Genomic DNA, 15,446 nt, shown 5'->3' with positions numbered 1-15,446 from the left:
ACGAGTGACTGCGCTTTGCGATACTCAGGCATCTTTGCCCCGTCTGCTGCATAATCCGCCCGAGCGCTCGCTCCGGGCGGGCCTCTTGACGCCCGATGAAACAAGTCAATAGCTTCAGTAACATCGACTCACTTGGGTCGCGCCTCCCCCCGAAGGGACCGCGCATGGGCCGTCACAGCCGCCTCCGCCGCATCCGACGCATGGATCCGCAGCGGGACTTCGAGCAGATCTACCGGTGGATCACGCAGTACGAGTTCCCCCGCGACTACCTCCACGGCACGTCGATCGCGTTCCTGCGGGACTACGGCGTCCCGCGGATCTCCCGACTCCTCGACCGCACGCAGGAGTTCGAGCGGGCCGGACAGAAGCGCTACGACGACACGGTTCTGATCATGTACGAGATGGTGCGCGACGGGACGGAGTCGGAGCGCGGGCGGGCCGCGGCCGAGCGACTGAACCGCATCCACGGGCGGTACCGGATAGCCAACGAGGACTTCCTCTACGTCCTGGCCACCACCGTCGTCGGGCCCAAGCGGTGGATCGATGCGTACGGGTGGCGGCGGCTCGCCCCGCAGGAGACCGAGAGCCTGGCGCTCGTCGGGCGGCGGATGGGCGAGATGATGGGGATCTCCGGCGTACCCGGCACCTACGCCGCGTTCGAGAAGCTCCACGACGAGTACGAGCGGGCGGAGTTCGCCTACGACCCGGCCAACCGCAGGGTCGCCGCCGCCACGTTGCGGATCATGGCCTCCTGGTACCCGGCCCCGGTGCGCGGGATCGCGTCCCGGATCGCGCTCGCCGTCCTGGACGAACCGCTGCTGGCGGCGCTCGGCTTCCGGCCCGAACCGCGGTGGCTGCGAGAAGCCACGAAGCGCGGGCTGCGGGCCAGGGCCGCGGTCATCCGCCTGCTGCCCGGCCGGCCCGAGCGCTTCCCGCGCCGGCCCAGAGCCCGTACGTACCCCTTCGGCTGGACGCTGGACGATCTCGGTCCGCACTGGGCGCACTCCCGGCCCGCCGCTCCGCCTCACCCCGACCCCCAGGAGACCCGATGACCGACACCGCAGAGACCGCGGCCGGGACCTTCCTCACCTACTCCCCCTCGACCGGGAAGCCGCTCGCCGAGCACCCCGCGCACGGGCCCGAGGAGGTGTCCCGTGCCGTGTCCCGCGCCCGGGTCGCGCAGAGCGGCTGGGCGGCGCTGCCCGCCGCGCGCCGCCGCGACCACCTGCTGCGGTGGAAGAAGGCGCTGGCGCATCGCCTGGACGACGTGGCCCGGGCCATCGCCGAGGAGACCGGGAAACCCGCCGGGGACGCCGCGCTCGAGGTCGTCCTCACCCTTGAGCACCTGAGCTGGGCCGCCCGCAACGCCGGACGCGTCCTGCGCAGGCGGAGCGTGGGCACCGGGCTCTTCACCGTCCACCAGCGGGCCTCGCTCGTGCACCGGCCGGTCGGCGTGGTCGGGGTCATCGGGCCCTGGAACTACCCGCTGTACACGCCGATGGGGTCCATCGGGTACGCCCTGGCCGCCGGGAACGCCGTCGTCTTCAAGCCGTCCGAGCTGACGCCGGGCACCGGCGTCCTGCTCGCGGATCTCTTCGACGCCGCCGTGCCCGCGCACGCGGGGCTGCTCACCACCGTCACCGGCGCGGCCGGCACCGGCGACGCGCTGGCCAGGTCCGGTGTCGACAAACTGGCGTTCACCGGGTCGCCCGGGACGGCCCGCAAGGTGATGGCGGTGTGCGCCGAGACGCTGACCCCGTTCCTCGCCGAGTGCGGCGGCAAGGACGCGGTGATCGTCACCGGGGACGCCGACCTGGACGCGGCCGCCGACGCGATCGTGTGGGGCGCGTTGAGCAACGCGGGACAGACCTGCGCGGGCGTGGAGCGCGTCTACGCCGTGCGGGACGTCCACGCGGCGCTGTGCGAGAAGGTCGCCGAGCGGGCCCGCGCGGTCCACCCGGGCGCCGAGGCGGACGCCGCCTACGGACCGATGACGCTGCCCGCGCAACTGGCGGTCGTCGAACGGCACGTCTCCGGCGCGCTCGACGCGGGCGCGCGGGCGCTCCTCGGCGGGCCCGAGTCCGTGCACGCCCCGTACGCGACGCCCGTGGTCCTGGCCGACGTCCCCGAGAGCGCGGCGGTGATGACGGAGGAGACCTTCGGACCGGTCGTCGCGATCAACGCGGTGCGCGACGTGGACGAGGCGGTCGAACGCGCCAACGCGTCCCGGTACGCGCTCGGGGCCGCCGTGTTCTCCCGCGGCGGGCGCGCCGGTGCGGCCGTCGCGGCGCGACTGCGCGCGGGCGCGGTCTCGGTCAACTCGGTGCTCGGGTTCGCGGCGGTGCCCGCCCTGCCGTTCGGCGGATCCGGCGACTCCGGGTTCGGGCGGATCCACGGGGCGGAGGGGCTGCGCGCCTTCACCTCCGTGCAGTCCACGACGGTGCAGCGGTTCGCCCCGCCGATCGCGCTGACCTCCTTCGACGTGCCGGCGGCCACACGGGAGCGCGCGATACGGCTCGCGCGGGCGCTGCACCGGCGCCGCTGAGGTCCGGGGCGTCAGGCGTCAGGCGTCAGGCGTCAGGCGTCAGGCGTCGAGGAGCGGGGCCAGGTAGCGGCGGGCGAAGGCGCGCGCCTGGTCCTCGTCCTCCAGCTCGATGCAGCTGACCGGGTTGAGCAGGAAGGACACGGCGACCCGCACCATCAGCTCGGCGACGGGGCGCAGATCGTCCTCCGGGCGGCCCTCCGCCTGCTGCGCGCGGCGCAGACGGTCCGTCAGGTACTCGACGGTGACGGAGAGGGACGGGCCGCCCTGCACGGTGAAGAAGGGCAGCACCAGTTCGGGCTCGACGCGCAGGAGGCCGCCGAAGAGGGGGTGGGCACGGGTGTGGCGCAGGGCGGCCACGAAGCCCTCGACGACCCGCGCCCGCATGTCCGGCAGTTCGGCGACCGCGGCGTCGAGGCGCTGGAAGAACCGGCCGAGTTCGCGCAGCAGGACCTCTTCGACCAGCGTGTCCTTGTTCTGGAAGCGCCGGTAGACGGTGACCCGGGAGACCTTCGCCCGCTTGGCGACGTCGTCCACGGAGGAGCGGCGCAGGCCGAGCAGCGTGAACTGCTCGAGGGCCGCGTCGAGGATGCGCCGCGCCGTGTGGTCCTCGGGCTCCGGGCGGTCCAGGGCGCGGGCGAGCCATGCGTCGTTCGTGTCAGTTCTCATGGTGCCCCTCACGATACCGGCGAACCACTCCCCCAGATCCGTTGTTACATCTAGCATATCTTTGTAACGCGGCAAGCGAGGCGGTGCCCGCTGTTCCCCACCGCGCTCCCACCGACCCGGAGGTCCTGATGGGCAGTCGACTCAACCAGGAACAGGCCGCGTTCGTCGCGGCCGTCCGTGATTTCGCCAAGCGCGAGTGCGGCACCCGCGAGCAGCGCGACGCCCTGTCGGCGGGCGGCCACGAGGCCCACCACCCGGAGGTGTACCGGAAACTCGCCGACCTGGGCTGGCTCGGCGTGTGCCTCCCCGAGGAGTACGACGGCTCCGGCGGCGGCCTCGCCGACGCCTGCCTGTTCCTGGAGGAGACCTCGTACGGCATGGTCCCCTGCGGCGGCTTCATCACCACGGTCATCACCGCGAAGGCGTACGAGCGGTTCGGCACCGCGCGGCAGCGGCAGGAGGTGCTGCCGGGCGCCGCGCGGGGCGATGTCCTGGCCATCGCCATGTCGGAGCCGGAGGCCGGGTCGGACGTCGGGGCGCTGCGCTGCCGCGCCCGGCGGCAGGCCGACGGCACCTGGCTGATCGACGGCCAGAAGACCTGGATCTCCAACGCGCACCTGGCGAGGAACATCCTGCTCGTGGCCCGCACCGGCGAGGACAAGCACGGCGGTCTGACCATGTTCCACCTGCCGGCCGACACCCCGGGCGTGCAGGTGCGGGGCATCGGGACGATGCGCGGCCGGGAGGTCAACGACGTCTTCCTCGACGGCGTACGGCTGCCCGCCGACGCGGTCGTCGGCGCAGTGGACGACGGCTGGCGGCAGTTGATGGCAGGGCTCAACCACGAACGGCTCTTCCTGGCCGCGAACATGCTGGGCCTGGCGCGCCGCGCCTTCGACGACGCCGTCACCTATGTGCGCGGACGCGAGCAGTTCGGGCGGCCGGTCGGTTCCTTCCAGGCGCTGCGGCACCGCATCGCCGACCTCGCCACGGAGATCGAGTGCACCCGGCTGCTCGTGCGCGAGGTGGCCCTCGACTGCGACGCGCGGCCGGACACGCTGTTCCCGCGCGAGGCGTCGATGGCCAAGCTGAAGGCCACCGAGCTCGCCAAGCGGGCCGCCCTGGAGGGCATGCAGATGATGGGCGGCTACGGCTACACCACCGAGTTCGACATGGAGCGCCATCTGCGGGCGGCGGTCGTCTCGACGGTCTACGGCGGGACGAGCGAGATCCAGCGGGACGTCATCGGCAAGACCTACGGCCTCTGACGGGCCCGCGAAAGCCGGCGCCGCCCTCCCCCGACGAGCGGGCGGGGCGGCGCCGGTCTCCGCGCCGGGCGATTCAGCCCTCGTACAGGCCCGACAGTTCCTCGGCGTACTTGTCCCGGATGACGCGCCGCCGCATCTTCAGGGACGGTGTCAGTTCGCCGGTCGCCGGGCCCCACTCCTCGGCGAGCAGCTCGTAGCGTTTGACCTGTTCGGTGCGGTTGAGGCGGGTGTTGGCGGCGGCGACCGCGCGGTCGACCTCGGCCCGGATCTCCGGGTGCCGGACGAGTCCGGCCGGTCCGTCGTCGGTCCGCACGCCGTGCGCGGCGGCCCAGGCGGGGGCCGCCTCCGCGTCGAGCACCAACAGGGCGACCAGGTAGGAGCGGTGGTCGCCGTGCACCATCGCCTGGCCGATCAGGGGGTGCTCCTTCAGCGCGTTCTCCACCAGGGCGGGTGAGACGTTCTTGCCGGTGGAGGTGATGATCATCTCCTTCTTGCGGTCGGTGAGCCAGAGGTAGCCGTCCTCGTCGACGCGGCCGATGTCGCCCGTCGGCAGCCAGCCGTCGGCGTCGAGCGCGGAGCGCACCGAACCGTCGGGCTGCAGATAGCCGGTGAAGACGGACGTGCCCCGGACCAGGATCTCGCCGTCCTCGGCGACGCGGATCTCCACGGATTCCACCGGCCGCCCCACCGAGCCGATCCGGAAGCCCGTCTTCGGGCTGTTGCTGGTGGCCACGCCGGTCGTCTCGGTCAGCCCCCAGGCGTCCATGACGACGATGCCGAACCCCGCCCAGAACCTGACCACGTCGACCGGCATCGGCGCCGACGCGCTCGCCGCCCACGTCACCCGGTCCAGGCCGCCCGCGACCAGGAGCGGCAGCAGCACGTCCCTCCGCGCTCGGAGGTAGCGCTCCTCCAGTGCGGCGGGCGGCGTCTCACCCCGCTCGCGGTGCGCGACGTGCTCGCGGGCCACCTCGAACGCCGCCTCGATGACGCCCTGTTGCTCGGCGGGCATCAGCGAAAGGACACCGCGTACGGCGGCGCAGAGCTTCTCCCAGATCCTCGGTACGCCGAAGAACTGCGCGGGGCGCACCTTGCGCACCACCTCGCCCACGCGCGTGGGATCGGCGCAGAGGTACACGTGCGAGGCGCGGTGGCAGGGCAGGTAGAGGCCCAGCATCCGCTCGGCGATGTGCGCGAACGGCAGGTAACAAATGTGCTCGACGTGCGGCGGCAGCTCCACCACGGCGTCGAGCGCCAGGGCGTTGGCGAGCACCTCGCGATGGGTGAGCACGACGCCCTTGGGCTCGCCGGTCGTGCCGGAGGTGTAGACGACGGTCAGCGGGTCCCCGGGGCGCGCGGTGTCCAGCTCCTTGGCGAACTCGTCCGGCGCCTGTGCGCTCAGCAGCGCCGCGTACGGGTGGTGGCCGCCCTCCGCTCCCGCCTCGACCACGACGAGGTCCTCCAGCGGTGTGCCGGCGTCGGTGAGCAGCGGTTCCCACACAGCGACCTGGGCCGCGCCCTCCACGACGGCGAGGCGGGCACGGCAGTTGCGGGCGATGTGCGTGATCTGCTCGGGCGCGGCGGTGCCGTAGACGCTGACCGGGACGGCGCCGAGGCGGACGAGGGCGAGGTCGGAGAGCCAGTGTTCGGGCCGGTTCGCCATCATCAGGAGCACGTGGTCGCCGCCGCCGACCCCGAGGGCCCGGTATCCGGCGGCAAGACGGCGGGTGTGCTCGTCCGCCTCCGCCCAGGTGAGAGTCGCCCATTCGCCGTCCCCGTCCGCCGACTGCCAGGACAGGGCCGGGAGTTCGGGGTACGAGGCCGCGTTGCGGGCCAGCAGCTGCGGCAGGGTCCGCCCGGCCGGGTCGCCGGGCAGGTCGCCGGTGGTGCGGGGTGCTGACGTCATGGGTCTCCTTGAGGGGTCACAGCCAACTCCGGACGCGCTCGATCAGCCGCGCGGGATCGGGGCCGACCGGGGTGACGTTGAGCATCGTCACGCCCGCGGCCCTGAAGACCTCGACGCGGTCGCGGACATAGCCCTCGGGCCCGGCGAGGCAGAGCCGTTCGCACAGCTCGGCCGGCACGGCGGCCTCGGCGTCCTTCTTTCGGCCCGCGAGGTAGTGCTCCTGGATGGCGGCCGCGGCGGACTCGTACCCGTAGGAGCAGATCAGGTCGTGGTAGAAGTTGCGGCCGGGCGCGCCCATGCCGCCGACGTACAGGGCGACGGTGGGGCGCATCAGGTCGCGGACGGCCTCGGCGTCGTCGCCGATGGCGAGCGGGCCGCCCGCCACGACGGAGAGCGGGCCGAGCGCGGGGTCGCGCTTGGCGGCGCCCTCGGCGAGCGACGCGCCCCACACGTCGGCGGCGCGCTCGGGGACGTAGAGGAAGGGCAGCCAGCCGTCGGCGGTCTCGGCGGCGAGGCGGACGTTGGCCGGGCCGAGCGCCGCGAGGTAGACGGGGATGGTGTCGCGGACGGGGTGGTTGAGGAGCTTGAGCGGCTTGCCGAGCGTGCCGCCCTTCTCCGGCGGCAGGGGCATGTCGGTGATGCCGTGGTGCTCGACGACCTCGCGCCGCCAGATCCGCCGGGACAGCTCGATCACCTCGCGGGCGCGGCCGAGCGGGCGGTCGTAGCGGCGGCCGTGCCAGCCCTCGACGACCTGCGGCCCGGAGGCGCCGATGCCGAGGAGCGCGCGGCCGCCGCTGACGGCGTCGAGCCCGGCAGCGGTCTGGGCGATCAGGGCGGGGGTGCGCGAGTAGACGTTGAGGACGGCCGAGCCGATCCGCAGGCGCTCGGTCCTCGCGGCGAGGTAGCCGAGCACGGTCGGGGAGTCGAATTCGTACGCCTCGGCCACCCATACGGCGTCGAGGCCGGCGGACTCCAGAGCGGCGGCCCGGTCCGCGGCGGCGCGCGGGTCGTCGGCGTACGCCAGGGGTGTGGACAGATGCATCAGCAGGGGCCCTTCGGCGGATACTGAGCGTTCGCTAAGAACGTAGGAGGAGAGCGCCGGGCGGTCAACTCCTCGTGCAGGTATGGATTTTGCGGGACGGGCCTGAGAAAGTGACAGCGGAACTGAACGCACGCTAAGCAGCGGTGAAGGAGGGTTCGTGGGTACACGGACCGACGAGGTCGAGGTGCGGCAATGGCGCGCCTACGGACCGCTCGACCTGCATCCGATCCTGGTCCACGCCATGGAGGCGTTCAACGAGCACGGCTACCACGGCACCTCGGTACGGGCCATAGCGGCGCGGGTCGGCGTCACCGTGCCCGCGCTGTACTACCACTTCGAGAACAAGCAGGCGCTGCTCGCCACCCTCCTGGAGACGTCCATCAAGGACGTGCTCGACCGCTGCCGCGCGGCGGCCGAGGAGGCCGGGGACGATCCGCTCGCGCGGTTCCGCGGCATGGTCGAGTCGATCGTGCTGTCCATGGCGCACCGCCGCCGGCTCGCCTTTCTCGACACGGAGATCCGCAGCCTGGAGCCCGAGAACCGGGCGCGCTACGTCGCCCTGCGCGACTACCTGGAGCACATGCTGCTCGACACCGTCGAGGCGGGCCGCGCGCGGGGCGTGTTCACCACGCCGATCCCGGCCGACGCGGTGCGGGCGGTGCTCGTCATGTGCCAGGGCGTCGCCAACTGGTTCCGCGAGGACGGCCCGCTCAGCGCGGAGGAGGTCGCGCGGCGCCATGTGCTGCTCGGCCTCGGCACCGTGGGACACCGCGGCTGACCGTTCACCCCTCACCGACTCACCCATCGCCGACTCACCGACTCACCGACTCACCGACTCACCGATGACGAGAGGACCTCGTATGGACGTGTCCGAAGGCCGCGCCCGGTTCCACGCGCTCCGGGAGAAGGACGGCCCGGTCGACCCCGCCGAACTCGACGCCGTCTGGGCGGTGCTCGACACCGTCCGGCCCGAGGAGATCCTCGGCGCGTGGAAGGGCGGCGAGTTCGCGACGGGGCATCCGCTCAACGGGATGCTGGAGAAGGCCGGCTGGTACGGCAAGACGTTCGTCTCCGTGCACGATGTCAAGCCGTTGATGTGCCGGGACGCCACGGGCGCGCTGTACTCCAACATCGAGCTCGGCAAAGGCGAGGCCAGTCTGTGGAGCGTCGAGTTCCGCGGTGAGGTGACGGCCACGATGGTCTACGACGGCCAGCCGGTGTTCGACCACTTCAAGCGGGTGGACGGCGCCACGCTGATGGGCGTCATGAACGCCAAGGGGACCCCGGCGGAGGGCCCGTTCTACTACTTCTTCCTGGAGCGCGCACCCGAGGACGCGGGACTCGGCGAGGACGCGGGACCCGGCGAGGGCGCGTGAGGCGGATGCACGCGGCGGTCGTCGAGGCGCCGGGAGCACCGTTCGTCGTCCGCGACGCCGGCATCGAGGACCCCCGGCCCCGCGAGGTGCTGGTGCGGATGGCCGCGGTCGGCATCTGCCACACCGATCTCGCGATGCGCGACACCTGGCCCCGGCGGCGCACCCCGATGGTCCTCGGGCACGAGGGGGCGGGGGTCGTCGAGGCGGTGGGCGCGGAGGTGACCGGTCTCGTCCCGGGCGACCGGGTGTGTCTCACCTTCGCCAGCTGCGGCGCCTGCGAGCAGTGCGCGGCGGGGCATCCGGCCTACTGCCGCTCCGCGCAGGCCCTCAACCTCTCCGGGGCCCGGCCCGACGGCACCACTCCCCTGTCCCTCGACGGGGCCCCGCTGCACGGCGCGTTCTTCGGACAGTCGAGCTTCGCCACGTATGCCGTCGTCCAGGAGCGCGGCGTCGTCAGGGTGGACGCCGATCTGCCCGCCGAGGTCGTCGCGCCGTTGGGCTGCGGGGCTCAGACGGGCGCGGGCACCGTGCTCAACCGGCTGCGGCCCGAGCCGGGGGCGTCGCTGGTCGTCCTCGGCGCGGGGCCGGTCGGGCTCAGCGCGCTGATGGCCGCGGTGGCCGTGGGCTGCGCTCCGGTGGTGGCCGTCGACCCGGTCGCCGCCCGGCGCGCCCTGGCCTCCGCACTCGGCGCCGAGGCGGCGCTCCCGCCCGGGGAGGGTCTCACCGCCGCGCTGCGTGACCTCACCGGCGGCGGCGCCCACTACGTCGTCGAGACCACGGGCCGGCCGGAGATGGCGCGGCGGGCGGTGGGCGCGCTGCGCCCGCGCGGGGACCTGGCCCTCGTCGGCCTGGGCGGTGAAGTGACCTTCGACGTCATGGGGTTGCTGGCCAAGGGGGTGCGCGTGCACGGAGTGATCGAGGGCGACTCCGACCCCGGCCGCTTCCTGCCCGAGCTGATCGGCCTGCACAGGCGGGGCCTGTTCCCGGTCGACCGGCTGGTCACCACGTTTCCGTTCGAGGAGATCGGCGCGGCCGTGGCCGCCATGCGGGACGCCCGTGTGGTCAAGCCCGTCCTCACCTTCCCCACGAGGCCCTGAGCAGGGCAGGCGCGTGTGGTTGACTGACGCGCATGGCTCCCGGTTCCCCGTCCGCGCGGTCCGCCGCGACCGCCGGTGCGGCGGCGTCCGGCCGGCCCCGCAACCGCAAGCAGCTCATCGTCGACGCGGCCGGGCCGGTCTTCAGCGAGCGCGGCTACCACAAGGCGTCCATGGAGAGGGTCGCCGCCGAGGTCGGGATCACGGCGGCGGCGCTGTACCGGCACTTCCCCAACAAGTACGCGCTGTTCGCCGAGTGCGCCCACGTCATGGTGGACGGTCTGGTCGCCGCGCTCGACGAGGTGGCGCCCGGGGCGCCGCTCGCGGACGTGCTCACCGCCGCCGCCCGGGTCACCGTCGCCCACCGCGCGTCGGGCGGCGTATACCGGTGGGAGGCCCGCTACCTCGAACGGGAGGACCGGCGGCGGCTCGGTGTGCAGTTCGGGCGCCTCGTCGCGCGGGTCGACGAGGCGGTGCAGCGCGAACTCCCGTTGCCCGACGAGCGGTTGCGGGCCATGGCCGCGCTCGGCGCCATCGGGTCCATCACGATGCACCACACGTCCATCGGCCCGCGCCGCGCGGAGGAACTCCTCGTCGGGGCCGCGCTGCGGGTCGCCGCGACCGATCCGGCGGCGGCCGTGCCGGGCACCCGCCCCGTCGAGCTGCCCGCCCGCCCTGTACCCGGCACCCGGCGCGCGGAGATCCTCGCGGCGTCGGTCCCGCTGTTCGCCCGCGACGGCTTCGCCAATGTGACCAACGGGCAGATCGCCCGCGCCGTGGGGCTCGCACCGTCCGCGCTCTACCGCCACTACCCCGGGAAGATCGACATCCTGGCCGCCGCCTGCCTCCAGGCGGCCGAACTCCTCGCCCAGGGAGTGGCGGAGAGCCTGCGGGACGTGACGGGGCCGCGCGAGGCCGTCGCCGCGCTCGCCGCGACGCAGGTGGCCTACTGCTTCGAGTACACGGAGCTGAACAGCGTCGCGGAGGCCGAGGTCGCCGGGCTGCCCGACGATCTGCGGCGGCCCCTCGTCCTCGCGCAGCGCCGGCACATCGCCGTCTGGGAGCGGCAGTTGTGGCGGGCACGCCCGGAGCTGGCGCCGCGCCAGGCCCGGGTCCTGGTGCACGCCGGTTTCGGTGTCGTGGTCGAGGCGGGGCGCCGGCTGCGCTGGCGGGACACCCCCGCCCACCGCGCGGCGGTGACCGCGCTGGCCGTCAGCGCCCTGGGGCTCTGAGTCAGCCCGCCCTGTTGCCGGTCGGAATCGTGATCGGGGTGGTGGATCCGGAGCCGCCCTTGTTCAGGAAGAGCATGGCCAGGGCGCGGATGAACTGGTCGAACATGTAGAAGGCGCCGGGCATGACGGGCGACAGGCCCTCGCGGAACAGGATGAACGCGGGCCAGACGGTACGGACCAGGGCCGCTGCCGCGTAGTCGCGTTTCAGGCCGAGCCAGTCGCCGACCTGGTCGCTGAGGACGTAGCGCACGAACTCGTTGAGGAAGCCGCGCGTGACACCGAGGTCGATCTGCGCGGTGAGCCCGAGCAGCTCCTCGGCCAGGGCGATGCCCTCGGTGGAGGGGGTGAGGATCGGGGTGAGCACCTGCGCCGACTGCTTCTCGGCCTCCGCCCACGTCTTGGGGATGTGCGCGTCGGGCACGCCGAGCAGATGGACGGCGACCTGCCAGGAGTGCAGGAACGCCTCCTGGTCGGCGGCCGGGTAGGGGATCTTCCAGTCGAGCAGTTTGCGGTGCACGTAGGTGCCGAGGCTGTGGAACGTGACGAGGATGTCGGCGGCGCTGATCGGCACGGTCTCGTCGGCGACGGCCCGCCAGTGCGGCGACTGCGGCAGCAGATGGCGTACGGCGGCGTGCACGACGCGCGTCTTGTTCGCGGTCACGACGAACTGGCCCGTCGGCTTGAACGCGCCGAGCTGGGACAGGTCGTAGCCGAACGTGAAGGTCTTCGCGGCGCGGTCCTGCATGTCGGCGCCGCCCGCCGACCAGTAGACGCTCTTGGCCTCGCGCGGGATGACGGTGGACATGATGCCGCTGCCGAGGCCGTACAGCATGAACAGATACGTGTCCCGGCGCCGGTTGAAGTCGGCGGCGCGGGCCAGTTTGGCCTGGTCGGCCCAGGTGGGCAGCTGGTTGACCTGGCGCAGGTACGCGGTGAAGTCGGCGGGCAGACCGCCGGGCAGCGGGTCGTTGTTGTTCACCCAGGACGCCCACGCGGAGTTGATCGCCGGTACGTGCCCGTTCTCCAGCATCGACGCCATGAGGGGGTCCGCCGCGTCGTCCCAGATCCACTCCGGCCCGGTCCCCGCGGCCGCCTTGGCCGCCGAGCCCGTCGTCGCCCATGCCTGGAGGGGGTTGACCGCGCCCACGAGGCCGAGCGCGACGCCCAGCGACAGAGCCTTTCGCCTGCTGAGGTTCTCCATTGACTTACCTTCTTCCCGGAAGGGACAGATGGTGCAACTACCTGTGCAGACCTGCTTGTTGTGCGACCGGGGCGGTGTGTTCCACCGCCGTGCCGATGTGATTTTCGATTAACATAGCGAGGCGTGTCGCGGTTCGGCAATGGGGGTGACGGGGCGAAACGGCGGGGTGTGGCCTCAGCGGCGGTGTTCGAGCCGCCGCGCCCCGAGCAGCGCCGTTCCCGGGCCGACGCCGTCCCACTCCAGGCGGAGGATGGCGAGGTCGTCGGTGTGCCGGTTGGCGTTGAGCTCGCGGACCTGGGTGATCAGCTCGTCCAGGTGTGTGTCGGTGTCGTCCGCCGGGATGCGGTCCATCAGGCGGATGAGTCCCTCGACGCCCAGGCGCTGCGGCTCCTGCCCCTCGTGGCCCTCGACCAGGCCGTCGGTGTAGATCATCAGCGCGCCGCGCTCGGGCATGAGGAGCTCACTGGCGTGCCAGTTGGCATAACCGGGAGCGATGCCCAGGGCGATGCCGTGCCGGGCGGGCACCTCGCGCGTCGTGCCGTTCGTGGTCAGCAGCGGGGCGTGGTGGCCTGCGAGGTACAGGGTCGCGCGGGCCTCGGCCGGGTCGAGGCAGGCCAGGGTGACGGTCGCGAACAGGTCGCTCTGCGTGCGCTCGGCGACCAGCATCCGCTCCAGGAGGAGCAGCAACTCCTCGGCGCGGTGCCCGCCGAGCGTGAGGGAGCGCCAGGCTATGCGCAGGCACACGCCGAGGGCGGCGGCGTCGGGGCCGTGCCCGCTGACGTCGCCGACGATGGCGTGCAGCTGTCCGTCCGGGGTCTGGACGACGTCGAGGAAGTCACCGCCCAGTAAGGCCCGCTCGCGGCCCGGCAAATAGCGGCTCGTGGCGCGGATGCTGGAGGCGGAGATCATCGGCTGCGGCAGCAGGCCCCGCTCCAGGCGGGCGTTCTCCTCGGCGCGCAGCTGTCCGGCGCGGATGTCGGCGCTGGTGCGCTCGGCCTGCTTGCGGTGGACGGCGTAGCGCACGGCGCGGTGCAGCAGGTCCGGGGCGACCTGGCCCTTGACGAGGTAGTCCTGCGCGCCGGCGGCGACGGCCTCGCCGCCCGCCTTGGACTCGGCGAGCCCGGTCAGGACGATGATCGCCGCGTCGGGCGCGATCTCCTGCACGGAGGCGACCGCGCCGATGCCGCTGGCGTCGGGCAGGTGCAGGTCGAGAAGGATGCAGTCGGCGGAGTGCACGGCCGGTTCCGTGCGGACGGCGGCGAGCGTGGTGCACCGGACCAGGGAGTACCGCAGTCCGGTGTCGATCAGCAGCTCCTCGACGAGGAGGGCGTCACCGTCGTCGTCCTCGACGAGGATGATCCGTACGTGCTGCTCGGGTACGAAGGCGTTCATCGCGCGGCCGCGCCCTCGACGGCGTCGTCCTGCGGGGCGGGGTCGGTCGCGGCGAGCGTGAAGACGATCCGGGTGCCCGGCGTGTGGTCCGGGTCGATGCCGATGGTGCCGCCGTGGAACTCCGTGATCTTCTTGCACATGGCGAGGCCGATGCCGCTTCCTGGATAGGCGTCCTTGGTGTGCAGGCGCTGGAAGATGACGAACACCTTCTCCGCGAACTCCGGGGCGATCCCGATGCCGTTGTCGCTGACGGCGAAGTGCCACAGGGCGCCGTCGCGCTCGGCCTCGATCCTGATCTCGGGCGTGCGGTCCGCGTGGCGGAACTTCACGGCGTTGGCGATGAGGTTCTGCCACAGGATGCCGAGCTGGGTGGCGTCGCCGGTCACGGTGGGCAGCGGGTCGTGGACGATCCGGGCGCCGGACTCCTCGATGGAGACGCTGAGCGCGTCGAGCGTCTGGCCGACGACCTCCTCCAGGTCGACCTCGCGGTGGTCGTTGTGGACGCGGCCGACGCGCGAGAACTCCAGGAGGTCGTTGATGAGCTTCTGCATGCGGTTCGCGCCGTCCACCGCGAACGCGATGTACTGGTCGGCCCGCTCGTCGAGCTGTCCGGCGTAGCGGCGCTGCAGGAGCTGGCTGAAGCTGGAGACCTTGCGCAGGGGTTCCTGCAGGTCGTGCGAGGCGACGTAGGCGAACTGCTCCAGTTCGGAGTTGGAGCGGCGCAGCTCCGCCGCCTGTTCGTCGAGGCGGTGGCGGGCCTCCTCGGTGAACGCCAGTTCGTCCAGGAGGCGGCGGCGCATGGCGTCCATGTCCGCGCCGAGACGGCGCAGGTCCGCGGGGCCGGTGGCGACGACGGGGTGCTCGAAGTTGCCGCCGGCGACCGCGCGGGCGTCGGCGCCGAGCTGGGCGAGGGGGTTGGTGACGCCCCGCCGCAGACCCTCGAAGATCAGGACGGTGAGCAGCAGGATGACGGCGGCGATGCTGACGAGGATGGAGTCGCGCAGCCGGGTCGCGCCGTTCAGGTCGTCCAGGGCCGCCTCACGGGCGGCGCGCTGGTGCTCCTGTTGCACGACCATCGCCTTGCGCAGCGCGTCGAACGAGGACTTGCCCTCGTTGGTGCGCCGCGTGGCGGACTCCACCGGCTCGCCCGCAGGGGCCTCGGCGATGGGCTCGGCGAAGGAGCGCTGCCACGCGCCCGCCCTGGCGAGCACGTCGTCGAGGTCGACGCGGCCCTGGCGGTCGTCCGCGACCAGCGTGCGCAGCTCCTTCACCGCGGCGCGCTGGTCGTCCAGGCCCTCCTCGTAGGGGGCCAGGAACGAGCGCTCGCCGGTGAGGCCGTAGCCGCGTACGCCGGTCTCCTGGTTGACCAGGGCCGCTTCCAGGCGCACCGACCAGGACAGGGCGGGGCTGCGCTTGTCGACCAGTTCGTCGGTGAGGGCGGAGGTCCGGTTCAGGGCCCACAGGCCGAGCCCGCCGAGGACGGCGAGCACGACGAGGGCCAGGGTGGTGCTCACAAGCAGCCAGCGGTGCGTCGTCCACGACGCGCGGCGCGGCACAGGGGGCGCCGCGGGGGGCGTGGTCGCCCGAGCGGTGTCGGAACGTCGGCTCTGGACGTCGGTCGCCATTCCGGGGCGCTCCTCGGGAATCAGTCAGGGCCGCCTTTTTGCGCGCGGCGTGCATACTGTAACCGCAATCCGACAAGTCATGTTGTCGTACCGACGGCA

The 15,446-nt window shown here is 72.7% G+C and carries 13 protein-coding genes; 7 read left to right on the top strand and 6 right to left on the bottom strand.

What is annotated here, in order from left to right; all coding sequences use genetic code 11:
• Nucleotides 1–164 precede the first annotated feature (164 nt).
• Together N5I75_RS31920 and N5I75_RS31915 are read left to right on the top strand one after the other, a co-directional pair.
• Complete coding sequence (locus N5I75_RS31920) at nucleotides 165–1,052, top strand: oxygenase MpaB family protein (RefSeq protein ID WP_476683314.1); 888 nt, start codon at nucleotides 165–167, stop codon at nucleotides 1,050–1,052.
• Nucleotides 1,049–2,545 (top strand): aldehyde dehydrogenase family protein, encoded by a 1,497-nt coding sequence (locus N5I75_RS31915; RefSeq protein ID WP_476683312.1) that lies wholly within the window; start codon nucleotides 1,049–1,051, stop codon nucleotides 2,543–2,545. The genes N5I75_RS31920 and N5I75_RS31915 overlap by 4 nt, the downstream gene beginning before the upstream one ends.
• Before the next feature lie 39 nt (nucleotides 2,546–2,584).
• On the opposite strand, the gene N5I75_RS31910 is transcribed toward N5I75_RS31915, so the two are convergent.
• Nucleotides 2,585–3,211 (bottom strand): TetR/AcrR family transcriptional regulator, encoded by a 627-nt coding sequence (locus tag N5I75_RS31910; protein WP_476683310.1) that lies wholly within the window; start codon nucleotides 3,209–3,211, stop codon nucleotides 2,585–2,587.
• 128 nt (nucleotides 3,212–3,339) lie between these two features.
• Between N5I75_RS31910 and N5I75_RS31905 the strand changes: the two genes are divergently transcribed.
• Nucleotides 3,340–4,479: an acyl-CoA dehydrogenase family protein gene (locus N5I75_RS31905; protein WP_476683308.1), complete on the top strand. Its 1,140-nt coding sequence runs from the start codon at nucleotides 3,340–3,342 to the stop codon at nucleotides 4,477–4,479.
• Between the two features lie 73 nt (nucleotides 4,480–4,552).
• Here N5I75_RS31905 and N5I75_RS31900 read toward each other — a convergent pair whose 3' ends face one another.
• Nucleotides 4,553–6,385 (bottom strand): AMP-dependent synthetase/ligase, encoded by a 1,833-nt coding sequence (locus N5I75_RS31900; protein WP_476683306.1) that lies wholly within the window; start codon nucleotides 6,383–6,385, stop codon nucleotides 4,553–4,555.
• 16 nt (nucleotides 6,386–6,401) lie between these two features.
• Nucleotides 6,402–7,427, bottom strand: coding sequence for an LLM class F420-dependent oxidoreductase (locus tag N5I75_RS31895; RefSeq protein WP_476683304.1), 1,026 nt, complete (start codon nucleotides 7,425–7,427; stop codon nucleotides 6,402–6,404).
• Nucleotides 7,428–7,584: 157 nt separating this feature from the next.
• Between N5I75_RS31895 and N5I75_RS31890 the strand changes: the two genes are divergently transcribed.
• From N5I75_RS31890 to N5I75_RS31875, 4 genes are all read left to right on the top strand, one after another.
• Entirely contained in the window at nucleotides 7,585–8,205 is a 621-nt protein-coding gene (locus N5I75_RS31890; RefSeq protein ID WP_476683302.1) for a TetR/AcrR family transcriptional regulator, read from the top strand.
• Nucleotides 8,206–8,287: 82 nt separating this feature from the next.
• Nucleotides 8,288–8,803: a DUF4334 domain-containing protein gene (locus N5I75_RS31885; protein WP_476683300.1), complete on the top strand. Its 516-nt coding sequence runs from the start codon at nucleotides 8,288–8,290 to the stop codon at nucleotides 8,801–8,803.
• Entirely contained in the window at nucleotides 8,800–9,900 is a 1,101-nt protein-coding gene (locus N5I75_RS31880; protein ID WP_476683296.1) for an NAD(P)-dependent alcohol dehydrogenase, read from the top strand. Before N5I75_RS31885 ends, N5I75_RS31880 begins: the two co-directional genes overlap by 4 nt.
• Before the next feature lie 32 nt (nucleotides 9,901–9,932).
• Nucleotides 9,933–11,129 (top strand): TetR/AcrR family transcriptional regulator, encoded by a 1,197-nt coding sequence (locus N5I75_RS31875; RefSeq protein ID WP_476683292.1) that lies wholly within the window; start codon nucleotides 9,933–9,935, stop codon nucleotides 11,127–11,129.
• A gap of 1 nt (nucleotide 11,130) precedes the next feature.
• Here N5I75_RS31875 and N5I75_RS31870 read toward each other — a convergent pair whose 3' ends face one another.
• From N5I75_RS31870 to N5I75_RS31860, 3 genes are all read right to left on the bottom strand, one after another.
• Nucleotides 11,131–12,330, bottom strand: coding sequence for an oxygenase MpaB family protein (locus N5I75_RS31870; RefSeq protein ID WP_476683288.1), 1,200 nt, complete (start codon nucleotides 12,328–12,330; stop codon nucleotides 11,131–11,133).
• Between the two features lie 174 nt (nucleotides 12,331–12,504).
• Nucleotides 12,505–13,722 carry a PP2C family protein-serine/threonine phosphatase gene (locus N5I75_RS31865; RefSeq protein ID WP_476683286.1) on the bottom strand — a complete coding sequence of 406 codons (1,218 nt, stop codon included), beginning with the start codon at nucleotides 13,720–13,722 and terminating at the stop codon, nucleotides 12,505–12,507.
• On the bottom strand, nucleotides 13,719–15,347 hold the full coding sequence (locus N5I75_RS31860) for a sensor histidine kinase (protein ID WP_476683284.1): 1,629 nt from the start codon (nucleotides 15,345–15,347) through the stop codon (nucleotides 13,719–13,721). The genes N5I75_RS31865 and N5I75_RS31860 overlap by 4 nt, the downstream gene beginning before the upstream one ends.
• Nucleotides 15,348–15,446: the final 99 nt, after the last annotated feature.

Source organism: Streptomyces sp. R818 (assembly GCF_056172735.1).
The sequence above is the reverse complement of the archived record's forward strand: the minus strand, read 5'-3'. Positions and strand labels throughout refer to the sequence as shown.

Coding starts and splice junctions, on each gene's coding strand:
- N5I75_RS31910 (WP_476683310.1), bottom strand. CDS start 3,211: ATGAGAACTGACACGAACGACGCATGGCTCGCCCGCGCCCTGGACCGC.
- N5I75_RS31920 (WP_476683314.1), top strand. CDS start 165: ATGGGCCGTCACAGCCGCCTCCGCCGCATCCGACGCATGGATCCGCAG.
- N5I75_RS31885 (WP_476683300.1), top strand. CDS start 8,288: ATGGACGTGTCCGAAGGCCGCGCCCGGTTCCACGCGCTCCGGGAGAAG.
- N5I75_RS31915 (WP_476683312.1), top strand. CDS start 1,049: ATGACCGACACCGCAGAGACCGCGGCCGGGACCTTCCTCACCTACTCC.
- N5I75_RS31905 (WP_476683308.1), top strand. CDS start 3,340: ATGGGCAGTCGACTCAACCAGGAACAGGCCGCGTTCGTCGCGGCCGTC.
- N5I75_RS31860 (WP_476683284.1), bottom strand. CDS start 15,347: ATGGCGACCGACGTCCAGAGCCGACGTTCCGACACCGCTCGGGCGACC.
- N5I75_RS31900 (WP_476683306.1), bottom strand. CDS start 6,385: ATGACGTCAGCACCCCGCACCACCGGCGACCTGCCCGGCGACCCGGCC.
- N5I75_RS31875 (WP_476683292.1), top strand. CDS start 9,933: ATGGCTCCCGGTTCCCCGTCCGCGCGGTCCGCCGCGACCGCCGGTGCG.
- N5I75_RS31865 (WP_476683286.1), bottom strand. CDS start 13,722: ATGAACGCCTTCGTACCCGAGCAGCACGTACGGATCATCCTCGTCGAG.
- N5I75_RS31895 (WP_476683304.1), bottom strand. CDS start 7,427: ATGCATCTGTCCACACCCCTGGCGTACGCCGACGACCCGCGCGCCGCC.
- N5I75_RS31870 (WP_476683288.1), bottom strand. CDS start 12,330: ATGGAGAACCTCAGCAGGCGAAAGGCTCTGTCGCTGGGCGTCGCGCTC.